The following is a 19810-nucleotide window of genomic DNA, read 5'->3' on the forward strand; positions in this document are numbered from 1 at the left end:
AGCAAAAAATACAACAATATAAGCAAGAAATCCCCCCACCGCTATAGGTGGAGGGCATAATTTTAACTTCACAAGACAGAGGATATTGAATAATTATAAGCAATTCTGCTGCCTGGTATAATAAGCCTCCGCAGTCTGATTAATGGTACAGGCTGTTCTGTCTGGTCTGAAAATACCGTCAGATCCAGGCTTATTTTGTTCTCATCATTCCAGGGACCATCCAATTTGTCATAGTTTAAATGGCTTATACACCATTCATCTATCTCCTTCTCCCAAATGACCATCTGCCTTAACAAAGTTTCCTCTCCATCTTCCTTACCTTCAAAAGACATACATGGCTGCATGAATACCGGAAGCTGTATTTCTTCTGTACTTCCTCTCATTTTACGCATATATACGCATTCTGCCTGCAAAGTTACTTTCTGGCCAGGATCCCCGTCCATCAGAATATTCAGAAATCCTTTCATGAAAGATGCAATTGAATCCTTTCCCTTTTCACCTGTCTCTATGTCAGAATTCCAGGCTTCCAGATTTGTGATATCTATCTCATCCTCAATATCTTTTGCCGCATAAAAAATATCACTGAAGGATACCGCTCCTGTTGTATAGACAAAGGGGGCTGCTGTTTCCTTTCCTTCTACAAGCTCCTTATTTCTGCTGAGTTCTAATTCTGAAACAGCGCTCTGATACCGCAGAATATTCAGGCAGGGCAGGCCAATCTGCCTTCCCTTTATCTGCTGTGCCCTGGAAGCGGCCAGCGGAGAACCGTCCAGTCTGCTCCTGTACCAGTAGTAAACTCCATTTCTCATATCCTGTACGTCCAATACAGACATATCTGCCAAAGTACTGTCTGACAACGCCACCGGTTCGTATTCCTCATCCGCGACATAGGCCACAGGCATTCCCAGGTTTTCCGGTTTCTCTCCGAACAGGCCGGCTATAAATACATTTTCCCATACCTGTCCGTCCACTGTCAGTGCAGTACTGCCCTCTTTTAAAACATATACATAGGCCTCGCTTCCCGGCATCCGGTATGCAGCCCGCAAAGCTGCCGTATCAGAAGATGCCGCTTCCCCGGCCAGCAGCAGAAAACTTTCTACCGCCGCTTTTGCATTTTGGGCCTCCTCCTGCTTAGTATCTGTGCACAAAGCAGGCAGATATTCATCCAGATCCTTCTTAATGACATCATAAAGGTACTGGAACCGGGCCAGTTTAATTGCCAGCCCTTCCTTTTCTGCACGCAGCAGCCTGTCTTTTACTGGATTGAAGATGACTCTGAAGGATACTTCGTCCTGCGGAAAATGGAAGGGGAGCTCATATTCCATCCTGTACTCCCACTTTGCCAGTTCTTTAATAAGGCTGGGGCTCTCCCCGTCAAACTGTCTGTTAAGCTTTGGCAGATCAGGAAATTTACGAAGCACAAATGGTATCGTGACCTCACCCAGAGACTGTACCAGGCAGGTGTCTTCAATATCATTGAGTGAAAGCCAGGAAGAATCCTCATAATCTTCCATATCCGGCAGATTCTGTATTCCATGTTCCATCCAGCGTCCTTTTACTGATACCTTATCGTCAAGGCTTGATATGACGGTTCCATCCTCCAGCGTCACCAGTTCTGGTGCCTGTACGCAGACTGGCAGGATTCCCTTTCCCTTTTGCCTCAGGACCGCTTTCGATGGTATATAGCTTACTACAGAGGAAGCCCCGGCTTCCAGGGACAGCCTGATATCATCCAGATAATCATTTTCACCTGATACCGGCCCCAGTGCATCCGTACTGATATGCCAGGCAAGAACAGCATGGGTAGTATAGTAATTATCCAGTTTTGTCAGAAGTCTCTGGTAAAATGCCTCCCTGGCCTCCTCGATCCCGTCTGTCTGCCCTTCCTTATACACGCCTTCCAAAAAGCTGCGTCCAAGGCTGGCCAGGTCTTTTTTGACCGTTGTCATCCTTTTATAATAGCTGTTTTCAGATTTTGACATTCCCTCTATCTCATCCAGTATTCTTACAGGAATGATATTGTCTGCTTCAAACATATCATCTACCGCTTTGAAAAGTTTTTCCAGCCATACATCCAGGTCTATGTCCTCAAAAACAGCCTTTTTCCTTACCTCCGGCAATATTCCTTTTCCTGTCTCATATATCATCATCTCCACACTCTCTCCTGAGTTCCAGAGGCGGTTCTGTACAGGCCTCGGTGCAAATATCTGCACTTCTTCCTCTTCTGCCTTCAGATATAATCCAAATCCAGGCCGGTCTGCTATCCTGACACACCACCAGGCATCCTGTGACTCCAGTGCCAGCTTCAGCTTAAATCCTATGCAGTCCTTAAATGAATCCTCAAACTTCCGTATAAATATACTCTGTCCTGTTTCTGCGCGCCCTCCTGCATTTGCTTCCGCCTGCGGATCCATCCAGACTGTCAGCTCTTCACTGAGGGCAAGAATATCCTCCGCCCCCCATAAACCATACCCTGTAACCTTCTGGTCACGTTCTATGACGAACCTTGTTTCCAGTCTGAAGGCATCTTTCCTGTTAAGCATATCCCTGTCAATTGTAAATGATTCCACAAATTCCTGCGGCCTGTTTACATTCTCCTGTCCGCCCTGCTCTGGAAGCTTTGAACGGATATATCCCAGAACTGAATCTTCCCCTGTAAACAGCCACGCTAACAGATGCCCGCACTGCTGCTGCGTCCAGGTAATACGTTCTGCGCCTTCCTCAAGCAGCGAGGTCTCTGTGGCCAGCGTGATTCCATTTTCATCTGTCAGCTGCTTTAATACCTGCTCATAGATAAAGCAGTCCTGCTCTGCCTTCTCTTCTTTTCCTTCCTCCTCATAAGGTGTAGCATCGAAGGAAATATGAAACCTCATTTCTCCTGATACAACCTCCCATCCCAGAACAACAGACGGCCATCTGCACGGTGATATCAGTGCATCTGTGTAGCCAATCACCAAAGGCTGCCTGCTTCCTGAAGGCTGTTCAAGGCTCCCGGCATTCCCGAATATGTCTATCCACTCGTACTCCACCTGAAGGATACTGCCCATCCTGCTGTTATACTTTTCATAAGGAATAGATACTTCATAATTCCAGAAGCCGTCCTCTTCAACAGGACCTGCCGGTACGGCCTGATTGCTCTGGTCAAAGTCTGCATTTTTGTATATACGGTAACCGAGCATCGTATAATTGTTTTCCAAAAAGCTTTCTATGTCCTCTCCATTAGTTACCTTAAGTTCTTCTGTAGCATTTTTTCTCATTCCCTGCATGGTGGCTGCCCCGTTAAACGACATTGGATGATAGATAAACGGCCCCGTTTCCAGCTCAGTGTCTCCGTCATACAGTCCGGGCTGTTCATAATTATCCCACAGTACCTGCTCCGCGCAGATTCCGCAGTAATCCCCTATCTCTTCCGCAGAACATCCAAACTTTCCACCGGCTTTAGCCCTTAAAACAGGCAGACAAATTACCTCATATGCTGACAGCGGCTGCCCTTTTTCCCTCCGGAGATTTGCCCTGTCTATTTCTTCCACCGATGTATCAAACCAAAGCGCCACATCCTGAAGTCCTGCTCCCGGTCCTTCTGCCTCCGATGATCCCGGCACATACTGGTACAGCCCATGTCTTATCCGTATATCTGCCTTTTCTCTAAATCTCCTGCTGCCATTATGCTCTGAAAAGTTTGTCAGACAGGACCGGTAATAACTGCAAATCTCCTTTATTGTGGTGGTTTCCAGCCAGTGTGCAGTGACAGCCTGCGGTGAAACTGCCGCCATAAAGGACTGGCCATCCTGTATGCTTTCTTCCACAAAGACCACGTTGTGGCAATCAGACAGGCCGCCACACGGTTCTGAAAAGAAGATATTCAGTACCGCCTCACCGTCGTCTGAAAAAATCTCGCCTGGAAGCCCTTCCCCTTTTCTGCTCTCATGGTCGTAATAAAAATAAAAACCGCCGCTGTTTGTCACAAATGCTTCCCAGAGACAGAGTACAAAATCCTCGATTCCCCCAAAAATTTCAGGCATTGAGGCGTTCTTCATCCCCGTAACAGGATGTGTCACTGTGGAAAGGTTGGATTTTATAATACCGGCAGTATAATCATCCCCTTTGTCACACCAGTATCCCCCGTCACTGCCATAGAGGATCATAAGCTGCGGCATCAGTCTGGACTCCTTTATCTGCCTGTACAGACTCTTTAGAAGTCTGGGCGCCCTGGCTTCTACACAATAAATTTCATATGCGCATGGCTGGGGCAGCGGTTTTACCTTTACCTTCACCAACAGGCCCGGATGCACTCTCTGAACTGCAGTTTTTCTTATTCCTTCCTCCATATGGGATTTTGCAGTTTTCCATTCAAATGAGGGGAGTACTTTTCCTTCTTCCTGCATCATTTCTGTCAATACCTTGGGAAGGGTGTATATCTGACCATCTCCAAAAGGCACAGGATTGGCAATATTATACTCTGCCGGCTCTATTCTCGCTGCGCTTACAGGCTTCAGAGGAGTTATGCCTACAGCAAATTTATTTAGTGACTGCATCTGCCTGATAAGCGTTAAATCGATTTCTGAACCGCTTTCATACAATACATTTGTCTGTGCCTTATCACCGGGATTTATGACAATTGTCCTGGCTTTTTCATTCACAGTATACCAATCCTCACCCGCCTTCTCCCGCTTCGAAAACGTCAGTTCAAAATACTCTTCCGTCACCTTAGCTGGAAGTTCAATCTGCTGTCCTGTCAGTGCATACAGGCCTTCTTCCGGCTTCAGCACTTTATGCGCACTGCCTGTTATGTTAATTCCTTCAGTGGGGATCCTAAGTCCATGGAACTGATAGTTGGATACCATGCCCGCCAGCTGTTCAAAATCTCCCTTAGCCTGAAGTGCCGCCAGCATCTCCCTTACCGTAAATGTATCACACTGTTCATCTTTAAATATGTCCTGCATAGCCTGCCCCAGCTGTTTTGCCAGCAGTTTAAAATAGTCCCCGAACACCCAATGGCTCATAGATTCTCCCGGCCCATTCATGCCGTCCATATCCTGCAGCCTCTTTTTCTTTTTCTGCTCCTTTTCTACCTGGACTGCCAATGCGTCAAAATAAACCTTTAAATCATCCAGTTTTGCAGCGCTCACATTTGAAAATTCTCCGAAAGAATAGGAAATATCTCCATCGGAAATTACCAGGCCATCAGGTACAGGAAATGGTACTCCGTGAAGTTCATCCGACACTGCCGTTGTAAATTCAACTGAAAGCTGGCCTAAAAGAAACTTAACTATGGCATCATCGTTCAGTTCATCAATGTGATCCTTGATAAACTGAGGCATATCTTTTTCTATCCTCCGATCGTCCATCTCCTGCCATGTGATGGTCTTCCCTGATTCTCCAAGGTCGAGCAGGGCAGCAATGAGATACCGCAGCAGCATCTTTGAAAGGGTTTCAAAATCCGAATCTGCAGTCTGGCTGAGGGCTTTTTTAACAGACTGTTCCCTGCAGGTATCAGCTTCCCCCATGGAGGGGATCAGCGGCATAGCGACATAGACCGGCTGCCAGCCTGTCCCCGCATCATCGCTCCTGATTCCGGAAAGCGCCCCGGCAAGATACGCTGTGAGATGTACACGCTCTTCTGCGGGCAAGCTTTCAAGCTGGCCCCAGCAAAAGCTATAATCCGGTTTCTCCTCTTTTCCGAGTGCTATATTATTCCCCGCATCCCAGGGGGCCCGTGTGTCTTTCCCAATTGTAAACTCTTCTCTGATTTTCATAGAAAAGCTAAAATGGATATGTATCTTAAAAATTCCCAGATTCAATGTCAGCCCCGCTTTTACTGAAACAGATACAGCTACCGCCAGCATCAGCTTCCGGCAGGTCTCAAAAATAAACTGGACCGAAAGGCTGACAGATACATCTACATCCGCTTTTATAATAACCAGATCAACGCTTCCATAGAGTCTGCCGTCTATGCCTACAGTCCCTGAAAGATAAAAATAATAGCTTTCAGAAGCCGGGGCATACTCCGGATAAGGGTTCCACTTGGCCAGTACACCCTCCAGAATTCCAAAAACAGTCAGTTCAAATCCCGCCTGCAGTATACCGGCATCAATACTCTTGCCAAGCCCCGCTTTAATCCCAAGGCCAAAGATAAGTACAGGCTGAAAAAGCCCCTTATCTGTAACAGGCACCATATCCGCAGTGGCAGCTGACAGCTTCCCGAAATAAAAGCCGGCTGAACCGGTAAGAGGAATTCCGGGCGGCACAACAGCATATAAAGACAGCGAACGTGAAAAATCTCCGTCCTTAGGAAATCCCACATCTATCTTAAAATCTCCATTTGTGTAGATCTCCGCATAAAAGACCGGAAGTGTAAGGGCAAATGCTCCCAGTTCCAGATGCCTCATCTTGTCAGGAAGCGTCAATTCACCCTGGTATACCCCTATCGTATCATTCACTTTGCGGTAAAGTATCTCAGCAGCAAAGCCGTCAAATACCTTTGCTGCTTTCCCTGCCAGTGTAAATCTGATCCCGTAGAGCGCCGGATCATCAAAGACCATCTGCATATCCAACAGGTAGCCGTTCTTACCCTCCGGTGTACCTTCATCTTTATCATCAAAATGAAGTACACCGAAATCTGCTCCAAACAGCCAGCTGCCGCCTTCTCTGTAAGCAATGGCCGGCAGTTCTTCTTTCACAGGCACCGATATATCCTTCAGCTTCTCCATGGCTTCGCTGATTGTTCTGGCCTCATCCAGACCGTCAATCTGTACATTCTGCCCAAGTGCCAGCAGTCTTAAATCAAAATACTTATTCCCCGTACCATCAGGGGCAGGTGCACTTCCAGGCTGAGCCGCATCCCAGGGCCCCAGTTTCTTAGTATCCCCTGAAGCATCATCACCTGTGTTCCATGGGAATTCTCCTTCGATGCTGATCATAGCCTTACCGTCACTCGTACTGTTTCCTGCTTCATAAGACAGACTTATTCCTGTGACTATAGCTATACCCAGGTTTAATTCTGTCTCCAGCGGTACATTCAGGCCAACCTCACCAGTTGTAAAGTTATAACTCAGAGATGCCTCCTGGGGCAGCTTCAGCTTATTGAGTACATCCCATGGAGCCTCCAGGCTGCGCTTCTCTCCGGTACACCATTCAATAATCATCTCGATGATACTGCCAAGTGACGTGCCGCTGGCAAATTTCAGTTCTGCACTCCACTCCTGTTTTTCTGTACTATACTGTATTGCCGCGGACAAAGCTCCCATTACAATGCCAAAGGAACCCCCGCCCTTCGATCCGGAGTTGTATTCAAAAGAAAGCTCCATCTCAATCTTATGCCATATAATTCCCGCCGCCAGTTTCACATAAGTAGATTCCGCCTTATTTCCGGCCTCCACGCTGGCCTTTATCTCCATATCGCTTAGAAATGGAACATCCCAGTTTTCTGTTGTCTTTCCTGTAAAATTCCATTCTCCTGTGGCACTGTCCAGAGAAAATTCCAGCCCCAGCACAGGCAGATTCCATTCACTCGTCGTAGTTCCCAGGAAAAAATCAAGGAGTGCTATCAGACTTGTCCCCGTCTCAGATGACTGACTGCCATAAAACTTCCAGTTTCCGCCCCTTTCTGAAGTATAATCGGCTAAAACCTCAAAATCCAGCTGTTCATCCTCACTAAGCTTTAATGACATAAAGCTGTCCATTTTCACTTTCTGCTTTTCGCTTTCTTTAAGCAGCATAAAATTAATGTTTGAAAGTTCAAAAAAGTCTGCAATCGTCCAATGGACACCCACATTGAAATCCAGCTGCAGTGTGGCTTCATCGGGCATATATAGAAACGAAAGCTTTTCAAGCGCACTGTCCAGTTCAATGCCAATACCAAAAGCTGCCAGGATATCCTCAAGTTTCAGAGATGTCCCTTCTTTTAAAGACGCCTGAAGCATAAAACCTGGATACTGTCCATAGACATTCAGCACTGCACTTCCGAATGTAATATCGCCTGTGATTTCTATGGAAACACTCCTCTGTTCCACAGACGCAGGTTCTGACACGCAGACACATACAGACGGCACAATCCTGAATTCTGGGGAGTCCAGGATCGTCCACCCATTTTTCGTTTCCAGGTTCACCTTTATCTTTCTCAGTCCTGAATTTTCAAAATCGTACAGCATATCTATCCCTGTAATGCCAAATCCTCCTATATCCCTGATAAGGCCCGGCATTTCGTCCAGTATGCTCACTCCGCCGCATATCGTATTAAAAAATTCAAAAGCCGTCACCGGTTCATCCATTCTTGAACGTATCCAGTATGCACTCCCCTCCGGCGGCCAGCAGATCCCCATCTCAAAGTTTCCTCGCCCATCTTCCACCAGCACCGCACCTTCCGGTTCCCTCGAAGATTCATATGTCTCCAGCAATACTGCCGGATTTTGGAACAGGATCCAGGGCACTCCCGCTACCTGCACATCTTCCTTATTCCTCAGGGAAGCTTTAATTGACGATTTGATAAAAGTTCCCTGTTCTTCATAAATAAATTTCAGATCTATAGCTACCGGGATGCCCCCTAAGAGGACACCTTTTGCCCCTTCTACCGCAATACTCTCGTATGGGCTGCCTTCGGCTTTTATCTGCTCCGGTTTCACCTGAAGCTGGAACGCCTCTGTACACATTTCATCCAGATAGTTCGTAAAATGCATGTCCGGCAGGCTCTCATGGAATGACAGGCTCCCGCTCTCGGCCGCTGATTTCAGGGTTTCATAGAGTATATCCATTGTTATGGGTTTTTCTCTTTCATCCCCAATCTTTCCTTTTTCCAAACATTTATCAAGCTTTTTTACCTCAGTCCAGTCACAGATTGCCGCTAACCCCAGTTCCAGCTTGTCAAATCTCGAATTCTGTCTTTCTAAAGAGACCAGAAATTCACTTTTCAGTTTGCTTGGTGTCTCACCTTCTGTCAGCCCTAAGATATTTCCCGCTGCTTCTTTTAAACCATTCAGATATTCTCCCTGATTGAACTCTTTGGAATCACTGAAGAATTTCCAGTCCAGCATTGACAAAATTTGTTCCATTACGTTTTTCTGCTCCCAGCAGTCAGACCCCGGATATATGTTCAGCGGCGGACCTGTTACATTTTTCACCAATTGAATATACGGTTTTTGGATATGGATAGCTATCCCTGCCGTTCCCTGGCCTTCAAATATGCCTGGGATCTCCGCCAAATTGTAGCATTGCTCAAATATGGATGCCGGCATAGAACCTGTTTTTAAAACTATAACCTGTTTGGCCGATGCAGTATTCAGAAGCTCCTTAAAATTATTCGTATCTTTCGGGAACAGTATCCTATTTTCAACCGGGGATATTGAACCCTCCTGCCATATCTTCTTTATCTCCTCTGTTTTTTTATTTATGCGCTGAAGATCCTCTGATTGCAGCTCTCCACCAAATCCTGCATATACCAGTTTTTCTTTATCTTTTCCTTTTTCTACTCCTTCTAAGCGATGTATATACTCAATAAAATTATTCGAATCCTTGTATACATTTTCCAAATCTTCCACGTCAATATCTTTATCAAATACCACAAGTACAATCTTTTTTGAGCCTTTAGCCAGGGTTTGGAGCTGTAAACCCATAAAAATAATATTTATCAGATTCTGTTCAGGATACCCCCTGCCGATCTGCTTAAGGCCATATACAGGCCACAGCCATATGTCTTTTTTATCTTTCCTATAATTAAAAAGTTCTTCCATGTTTGTAAGGGCATCTTTATCCAGACCACTGTTTTTAAGTTCTTTATAAAATGTCCAGCCCTCTACATCTAAAGGTTCCATAGGTTTTACACATAAAATCTCTTTTCCCAGAAGTTCTTTAAGATCTATCGGTTTTTCTTTCCCTTTTTCATAAAGTTCTTCAGGCTGTTCCCAGCCATATGGCTGAAGCCGCAAGAAATAATCTGTGCCAAATACATCAGCCAGATTACCTGGATCCGTTATATCCATTCCCCCGGTCAATGCAAAGTCTACATGGTATTTCGCATCTAAATCTTCTAGTTTCTCCCTATCCCATTTAAATACAAACAATATGCTGTAATTCTTATAAGTAAATGGTTCATTGATTTTTTCTGCATCAAATCCTGAAAGAAGCAGCTGTAACTTTTGAGCTGTAATCTTTTTATCTTCTTCCCTGGTCATTCTGCAAATCACAACAATTTTCTTAAACCGGAGTTTTTTCTCCTCCATAAGATCCACCATCCGGCACATGAGATGCACGGTAGAAGACTGGTGTCCGAAATTATTAGAATTATCCAAATAAAATCCGACACTTTTATTCATTAATTCAGTTGTAATTGTAATCTCGATTGACGTATCTATAGTCTCGTCTTTTCCACTTACTTCAATTTTCTTATAGAGTTCCATCAATTCCGCCAGTGTCATTACTTACGCCCCCTTTTATCATGGCTTTCTATCTGCCCCTGCCCTTTCTTTTCCTTCTTCTTATAAGCCGCATACCATCCCATATCACCCTCTCCTTCCTTCCCAAACAGGAAGAACCTGGTGGTTCCCGATGGAGGGACACTTAAGACATTGAGCAGCTTAAGCGAAATATCCGGCAGCAAAAGCAAAAACTGGTTATCGTCATTTAATATAAGTCTGGGTTCTCCATATGAAACTTTCAGCACTCCCTGAAGCCCGAGGAAATCATCACCCGTACCGGGCAGCTTAATCCCCGCACATCCCCTGGCATTTTCCGATGTACTCCACGCCAGAAGAAGTTCTCCCTGGATCCTGGCCTTATCGGCTAATTCTCCTAATGCTCCCAGTGAAAGGCCATACCTGAGGCCAAACCATCCTGTATCTCCCAGTCCCGATAGTCCGGCATTATTAGACAAAGCTGCGTATTCCTTGTTTTTACTTCCCTCACCGCACATCAGATGCCCCAGATAATTCAAAGAGAACTCCCTGTATAGACTGCCTTTTCTAGGCTGGCTTAATGCAGGGTCAAAGATCAGGCTATTATAGGACATCTTATACTCTACACTGTCCTGGTTCAATGTCTTTACCACCTTCAAAGTCCTGTATGCCAGACCGTCAGATACCTCGTCCGCCCTGCCGCCAAATGAATAAATATCTATACACTTATCCCCTCTCTGGAGTTCTTCAAAAGCCAGGCAGCCGTCCAGGCTAAAACCTCCGTTCTCATCCATGACAGCCTTTGTGACATCAGCATATCTCAAGATACCGCCCTGGAAACAGAACCTTCCTGTATCTTCGTTTTTCAATAGAAAGCTGGAAATCCCGTCTTTCACCTGATAAATTCCTTCCAGCAGCATTGTATTATCTCTGCATCCATACTCGCTTGCCACAGGCACACAGCCAAAAAGACTGTTTATTGTCAGCTGTGCATAGCTCTCAAATTTTTTCACTACAGAATTTTCAAATCTGACCCTAAGCACAAGAAGCCGGAAATCATAATCCGGGCGGCCAAGCGGCGCCACTGTCCTGATTTCACTTCCTGGCAAAGCGCTGTCCTGATAATGGATCAGCCCAAAAAATGCCGCAGGTTCCCCTTCAGGTCTTCCCTTTATAGTCTTTCGGCCCTCCGTCTGCCCCACCGGACTGACAGTAAAACCGATATGATGGAAACACAAAGAATCTCTGTCCTGCACACCATCCAGAACAGGTACAAGGCTGGATGGAAGATTTTCTGCATCCAGTTCCACATTCAGGAACAGCACCCCCTGCCAGACAGGGTCTGTCACGACTCTGTTCCAATATCCGAAGTATTCATCCTCCATCCCATAAGAATACGCTTCTCTGCAATAGTCCATCAACCATTGGGAAAGGATCAGCTGTTGCATTTGTGGTGAAGAGAAATCATCTTTCTTCGTCCAAAGCTTCGGATTGGCAAACAGAGAATCCCCCTCAGGATCATACAGACTGCCTTTCCTGCCCTTTACTATGACGATATTTTTATATCCGGCGTATCTGCTTCCATGGCCCGGTCGGACGATGCATTTCCAGTCTCCCATGCAGATCTCATTTTCAAAACCTGCAAAGTGTTCCTGATCCGATCCGATTAGCAAAAGGGAGGGAGTCTGAAACGCCTGTATAAGCTTCTCGTCCGGTTCCTTAAATCCCAGTATATGCTCAGAGCCCTTCTCATCCCTGCTCCTTGCCAGCAGGATCTCTTTAAAATCGATTCCTTCAAGGAGGGCCAGCTGCCCTGACGGAGTGACGATCCATCTGCCATTTCCGTTCAGATATCTCCTGCCGCTGACTGCACCGGATTCTATCTGCCTCTTTCTGACAGGCATGATGATTTCCCTTTCAAATAAAAAGGCCTCATCTGCACTGCCTGCTGCATACGGAAGCATAGGAAAGTACACACCATCCTCCGGTATAACAGGGACAACCGGGAAATCAGCTCCCAAAAGCCCAGCATTCCTGCATTCAACAGAGTCCCCATAATAGAAACTCCCCTTAGGCACGGAACTGTAATTCATTCCTTTCTTAATGACACTCACCCATGAGGTCTTCGCCTTGTCTGACAATGGAGGCGCATCCAGATTAGAGGGCGCACCTGTCACTGAGAGCTGCTGAAGAGGAAACTGCGGTGCATATCCGGGCATCCCCCATGCAAATCTCCAGAAGCAGGCAGAGCTGCTATCAGTTGTACTTATACGCTCTCCTCCTTCTGTCCCGCAGAGGAACTCACCTCTCTCACCCTCCGGCAGACGCACCTCAAAATCGCCTTCCGGTGATACCGCCATTCTAAAATCATCCGGGCTGTTTACAAGAACAAAACCCGAAGCGGCTTCCCCGGCTGTCAGATAAAAATCTGCCGCACCTCCATACACATTCTGGTACCATGTATGAATACAGACATCCATCCCTTTGCCTAAAATACTGTTGAATCTGAAATAAGTTCTCCTCTGGGGCAGTCCTTCTGAAAAATCCGGCAAACTACAGGCTGTCTCATTAAAAAGGTCACTCGGAAAAACAGAAACATTAAACCTGATCTGAACTGTTTTTTCTCCTTTTCTAACATAAGCCAGCGGAAAAATGATCCTGTCATCTTTTGTATCTGTACCGGCATACCCGAATAAAAAAGACGGGTTAAACAGCCTGACAAAATCAATCTGTGTGACATCCATATAAAACTGAAGGCTGCCTGCTTCATCTCCTGCAAATGGCACACTAAGAGACGCTGTATAAATATTTGCTTCTGTCTCGTCAAATCTAAGACCGCTGTCCATATTTTCACCAAAAATCAGTTTTTCTGTGTCCTGGTTTTTTGAAAATTTTATTTTTGTCCCCCCCTGAAGGATCAGTGACACACTTCCGCAAAACTTCATTTCCAACTGGCTCAGCGTCCTTGTTCCCGATGAGGATAACTCCACTATCCTGGATTTTTCTCCATCCCTAAGTGAATTTTTCCATATAAGAGCTCTTGCCCCCACTCCCAGGCCAGACAGCATATCCTCTAACACAGCAATCCATTTTTCAGCCTCCTCAGCTGAATCTATCTGTATCTCTTCCCCTGTAAATATAAATGACGGGCAGAGAAATGTATCCATGTAAATTTCTGACAGAAGCATACTGTCAATATCCTCTGCTGCCTCTTTCTTAATCAGGCAGAAGCATCTCTCTGCCTTAACCTTTCTTTTGTTACCATCAGTTTCTTCCAGACTCCCACTGTAAAGGCATGTCCCAAATAGTTTTTTGAATATGATTCCTATGGCAATGCACCTCCTTCTTTTTCACAATAAAATACAAAAAGACTGAATCTTCAGAAATACCTTTCCAATGATTCAGTCTTATATTCCAGCCTTTTACTTGATCAATATCCCTGGATGGTTACTCCGTCTCAAAAACCAATTTACAGGCCACTGCCGTCTTTCCAAGTTTGCTCTTATCCTGTTCCTCCGTCCAGCCATTCATATAATAAGCAAGCTGGTACCTGGTACCCCTCTCAATTGGCACCCCATTAAATACAACACTGTCTGAAGACCTGCTGCTGTCAACAGAAACAGCATTTATCGGTTCACCCGTGTAAATATTAACATCACCTGCATATAATCCAACCCAGTTCATGCAGCTTTTCGGGTCATATCCCGGCAGCATATTATATTTCACGGACAAACTGTTGCTTCTTACCTGAATCAGCTCCATAGAAGTATGTTCATATGTCACTTCGTTTCCTTCCTCAGGGATATGGGCCAGCGCACAGAGACCTGCTGCTCTTGTCTCTCCTGATTTAGCACTGTCATCCATACCGTCATTGGACACACAATAACCAAGTACATATTCTTGCTGATATTTTAATTTATATGTGAAGGCCCAATCTCCTTTATTCATATCCGGGTCACACTTTATAGCTTCGCACCTGAGTTTCTTGTCTGTCCACGGGTTCCCGCTTCCTTCCCAAATGGCCAGATAATTCTTGTATGCATTCGGTTTATTGTTCTTCAGTGTTTTGAATTGTACCTCCATTACCCCTAAATTGAATGGTCCGTCAACAGTAATCTGGGTCCAGTCAGGATCCGATGTAATACTTTTAAATTGTAATTCCGGCATATTCCTACCACCTTTCTGAATAATATGTATTTCTCATACAAAAAGTATAACATATTTGTCGAATAATAGAATTAGTCATTCACCTCGTATTTGGGGTCATTCACAATCCTTTTCTCAGACTTTTAGCAGGACACAGATTTCCGGCTTCCTAATCATTACCGGAATCAGCCGTAAAGTATTTATCATCCCTGTTTTTTGTATCGAACAGATCATAGTATTCTATATTTTTGTAAAGCTTCAATATCTCCGAATACTCCGTTTCCTCATTATAATAATACCATTCCCCATCTTCTCCCCGATACCCTTTGGAATTCATCAGAGGCACCTCCTGGCGGACATCCAGCAGAAAGTTTTGAAACGCACTCTTTTGCAGTCCCAGGCAGTCCAGCACATAAGCAGAAAAGAAGTTCGTGCTGAGTTCTACATTTTCAGCTTCTTCTATGTCGTAATTAGCCCAGATAAAAAATGGCACCTCATAGTACTGCTGGTATTCTTCAAGTGTTGTATTGTCATATTCTGCGCCCAGAAGGTAGACGAAAAAGTCATCCTGCAGCTTGGGCTGATGATCACCAAAGAATACTATTACTGTAGGCTCCTCTTGATTCTGAAAATACTCTGTCAGCTGACCTATGGCCTCATCTGACTTCTTTACAAGTGACAGATACTCCTGTACAGCAGTAACATTTCCGTCATAATCATTCACTTCTACAGTATAATCCATACCTCCGCGTTCATAACCGCCATGATTCTGCATGGTTACATTAAATACAAATAATCTCTCATCTGAATTTTTGCTTTCATACAGTTCCTTTATCTTATTGTAATCAGACTCATCGTCAACAAAGCCCCTCAATGCATTTCTCTGTGTATAATCTTCTACGAAATATTTTTCATCAAATCCAAAGAAATCATATACCTGGCTCCTGTTGTATCCATCCGGCCAGAACGGGTGCATGCCGATAGTCCTGTATCCCTGGGCATTCAGTCCAGAAACAAGTCCCGGCATATCATCCAGGACATACTGCTGATAGGGTATGGTATTTGGATAGAATCCCATACTGTTTCCTGTCAGATATTCAAATTCTGTATTACACGTGCCTCCTCCGAAATTAGATACCAGCAGGCTGCCTTTAACAGTATTCTCTTTCAGGCTATGTAAAAATGGAGTACACTCCTTCAGATATTCCTTATCACTAAACATGGAGAAATCAGCAAACGATTCATTCATTATCGTAATAATGTTGGGCCGTTTATCCTCCGACATACCGCCGTCCATCCCGGCCTCCTGGCGGTATTTCTCCAATACTTCCTCCACATTCTCCCGAGAGTACCCCTCCGGTTCCTTCACGATCAATTCCTGGGCATAGGCTGCAAATGAGAAAACCACCCCTTCTTCCTGGTAAAAAGCCGAAAAACTCCACCAGTTCAAACCAGCGCCTGCGATTTTTGCAAAGCTGGTATTAAAAAATAAGATGAAGAATACAGCGATTCCTGCAACGCTTCCGCCAATTCCTGCCAGGCAGACCACCCTTTTCCGCTTCCATTTAACTTCCTCTAAAAACATGATCAAAAGCCCACACATCAAAAGTATGGATGCTGCAAGCAGAATTTTCTGATTCACTGCATAGACATAATTATCCGCCACGCTGAAAGCTGTTTTTAAAAGCAACAAATCCCTTGCCAGAAATGGATTTCCCCTGAATGACTGGACAAAAAAGTTCACAATTCCCCATATCAGAAAAAAGCTGCCGCCAGCCAACAGGCTTACCTTATACCTTCTCAGCAGCCCAAACAAAACCAGATAAACCAGGTAATACAGCAGCAGATTCCCTGCTATTGCCCTAGCCGGCAGATCAAAAGCACTCCCGCCCTGCATTTTCTCCAGGACATAAAAAGATATCACCGGCATAAATACCAGCGCCGCAATCCTGGCTGCCCTGTGCACTGCCGCCGACCACTTTCTGTTTTTTAACCATTCCCGGAATAATAACAGCCATATAAAAACTACAATACTTCCAACTCCGTAAAAGACTAAAAATTTCTTAATTCCAAGGCCGTGCCATTCAAATACCGCATTCTTATCCTGCATTACAGCCAATAACCCCATAAGTCCCCACATTACAGCGAGATAAATGGCTGCTCCAATCACCTTTCCCGTCAAAAATACCTTCCATCCCTTTTTCTTTATGTACATGGAGATTCCGGCCGCCCCGCCCAAAAGACCTGCACACAAAAAGAAAATCGTCAGGAATAAAAACATTTCCTCAAAAAGCGCAAAATAACGGCTGCCTGTATATTCCCATTCATATTCCACCCCTTCAGTCCCGTACAGATCTATCTTCTGGAGAGGCTTATCATTTAAACAAAGCTGCAGAATGCCGCAGTTATCTCCTTTAGGGAAATGGATAAGCAGACTTTTGGCTTTCTCTGCCCTAAATTCCAGGAATGCTCCTTTTCTTGTGCCTGCATTTGTGAGTACTCCTTCTTCTGCAGTCCAGTCTCCGGACATGTTTGCTCCTGTCAGATCCATGGTGATGCCGTTATTTATGGCTTCTTTTATGGTGATTTCCTTTCCGGCGGAGGATGGGCTGCTTTCTGCGGTGGTTTCTATTTTTATGACGGCGTCTTTGTAGGGGAAAAAACGCTCCTTAAAACCTACGGTGCATATCAGTACTGACAATAACATCGACAATATAATTAACCTAAAAAAGCTTTTTTTCTTTTTCAAACTATGTTTATTCATATAAAGCTCCTCATATAATCAAGTGTTTTTTATTGAAAATTCAAGGTTTTTACACCCTGTCTATCTCAGCGAATAAGCCAATGTCTTGGATATTTCTATATATCTAGTACAGAATTAGCGGATGAAGAGTATACGAAATAAAACGTCTTTGTTTTCGCTTTACATGGCCTTGTGTATACCCATCCCTCTATGGCAGCTAACCTCCTATATCCACCAGGATCATCTCTGTCTCCAGAGGTCCTCACTTCCTTCGTCCTGCCTATCCATAACCAGGGTGTCAGCTTTGCTCCCTAACGGGGTCATGCCCCATGGAAAATATTCCTGCCGACTACCGGCTCATTCTTTGTTTTTGATTACTGACCTGCCTCCTGTATCAGCACTATTTCTAATGGACGTTATCTGTTACATTCTGCATTAACAGTGACTACTCATTCTGTAGTCTCCTTCTTTGTTACATTGCTTTTATACGGCTGGCAAATATCCTGCTGGACACTTGATATCACTCAGCAGCTTCATCGGTTCGTATGTTACTCCTTTGGTTAGTATTGCATAGAACACTCGGATAATCTTTGCTCCTACAGCCATCAAGGACTGCATCTTCTTTAATGGATTTACTGCCCTTGTGGTGTAATAGTGATGCATTTCTCTAAACTCCGGATTTTTTGACACAAGTGACATCGCAACCTCAAACAACACATATCTTAGTCTCTTTCGACCCCGTCTGCTTATTGTTGTCTCACCCTTATGCTTTCCAGAACTATTTTCCACTAATGCCAATCCTGCAAGTTTTTGCAGTTCCTTTGGAGTATTGAAACGACTGATATCTCCAACCTCTGCAAGAAATCCTGACACCGTCTTGATTCCTACTCCTTTAATCTCCAGCAGTTTTTCTGCCATCGGAATCTGTTTCACTAATTCTGTGATCAGTTCCATTACTTCCTGCATACGTGTATTCCGAGATTCATAATCCTCAAGTAACATCTTGAGCTCCATTCGTGCACTGATTGCACCCTCCTGGCTTCCAACACTGTGCTCTGCAGCTTTTACCAGGGTCTTTCCCCTCTTAATTCCGACTGCTCTTATTTTTGCATCTCGCCAGATTTTATTTATGCCATCAACACCTAACGTCACGATGTCTTCTGGCAATGGTGCCTCTTTTAGAATCATCATTCCACTTATGGAATCACATTTTCCATACACTGTTTTGTATTCAGGAAAATATATATTGAACCAACGACTTATCCTGTTTTGAATTCTTGTAAGTTCCGATTGTAACTGAAAGCGCATATTTGATGCAGTTCTTAAATCTGCATACACACCATCCGGCAGGTACGGGATCATATATCGTCCATCTTTTACTAATCCTGCTATAACCTTGGGATCCTTACGATCATTTTTAGTCGGATCATTGTCATCGAGTTCTTTTGATTTTTTCACATGATGCGGATTTACAAGAACTGGGTTCATTTCATTATCCTGTAAAAACTTTCCAAGATTGAACCAGTAGTGACCTGTTGGTTCCATTCCTGGCATAACCTTATCCTTCTCATGTTTTTCTTTGATATCCTCAATCCATGCCTTAAAGGTCATGAATCCAGGTTCATCATTCCTAAACTTAAATGGTTTCTTTGAAAACTCGTAACCTCTGTGATCAAATGCTCTTGCATAGTGCGTTTCACTTCCAACATCGATCCCTATTATCAAAGTTTCCTCAGTAATTGCTTCAATTTTTTTGTTTTGTGTGGTAGTATTCATTTTAGATACCTCTCTGTCTTATAAGATTTTACTAACCTGCCAGTCAGTAGTCTTATTTTACTCTGAGGTATCTTTTATTTTCAACATCCACTATTTTGAATTATACAGGAAGCTCCCTATCTGACAGTATTTTCATAATATCAATTTTCTATTTACTTATTTAAATATACTATTCACCGTAAAACTAAAAACAGAAGAGCCATCTGCAGTTTCTGCAGACGGCCTATTTAGACTTCCACTAATTACATACAATCCTATTAAAGAATGAAAGATTATATCCGTTTCATTGCCTCGTGTTCTCTCTGCAGTTCATTAAAAAGCTTCAAAGAATCCCATAAGCTATTTTTCGCTGTAACAACAGCCTTATATGGAAAATAAATCCCTTCAGTTTTAAATGACGTTAATATTTTATCTATTTGCTGTGGCTGAACTGACATAACCAGCATTTCATCCAAAAGCTCGTCACCTTCGTATTTTTCTGTTTCTACAGCAAGCTTACCAGTCAATAACCTAAGTATGGGCAGCTTATAATCCTTTTTATCTACTTTTTTTATTTTAATCTTCAAAGGTTGTAATGCCTTCCTGACCTTCTCTAATCTATCACTGTCTTTTATGTTGTATATTAGTATAAGTTCTTCCACGTATGCCTCCCTGATTTGAACTCTATTTTTTGTACAATATTAATTTTTTAATATCTGATATTTAAAGCTCATCCACTGCAGTATTTATCGTTCATCTTTTCCTTTTCCAATTTCGATTT

General features: G+C 44.1%; 6 protein-coding genes. All 6 read right to left on the minus strand.

The genetic code is table 11. From position 1 onward, the window contains the following. Positions 1–68: 68 nt before the first annotated feature. Positions 69–10409: a hypothetical protein gene (locus tag NSB28_RS03855; protein WP_109624112.1), complete on the minus strand. Its 10341-nt coding sequence runs from the start codon at positions 10407–10409 to the stop codon at positions 69–71. Next, positions 10409–13573 carry a hypothetical protein gene (locus tag NSB28_RS03860; RefSeq protein WP_109624111.1) on the minus strand — a complete coding sequence of 1055 codons (3165 nt, stop codon included), beginning with the start codon at positions 13571–13573 and terminating at the stop codon, positions 10409–10411. The genes NSB28_RS03855 and NSB28_RS03860 overlap by 1 nt, the downstream gene beginning before the upstream one ends. Before the next feature lie 259 nt (positions 13574–13832). After that, positions 13833–14552, minus strand: coding sequence for a hypothetical protein (locus NSB28_RS03865; RefSeq protein WP_109624110.1), 720 nt, complete (start codon positions 14550–14552; stop codon positions 13833–13835). A gap of 148 nt (positions 14553–14700) precedes the next feature. Further along, on the minus strand, positions 14701–17295 hold the full coding sequence (locus NSB28_RS03870) for an LTA synthase family protein (RefSeq protein ID WP_109624109.1): 2595 nt from the start codon (positions 17293–17295) through the stop codon (positions 14701–14703). 462 nt (positions 17296–17757) lie between these two features. Next, on the minus strand, positions 17758–19050 hold the full coding sequence (locus NSB28_RS03875; RefSeq protein ID WP_109624108.1) for an IS110 family RNA-guided transposase: 1293 nt from the start codon (positions 19048–19050) through the stop codon (positions 17758–17760). Positions 19051–19322: 272 nt separating this feature from the next. Beyond that, positions 19323–19691 (minus strand): DUF3783 domain-containing protein, encoded by a 369-nt coding sequence (locus NSB28_RS24800; protein ID WP_109624107.1) that lies wholly within the window; start codon positions 19689–19691, stop codon positions 19323–19325. Positions 19692–19810 lie beyond the last annotated feature (119 nt).

The sequence above is a fragment of the Murimonas intestini genome, from assembly GCF_024622195.1.
GTDB classification, from domain to species: Bacteria; Bacillota; Clostridia; order Lachnospirales; family Lachnospiraceae; genus Murimonas; species Murimonas intestini.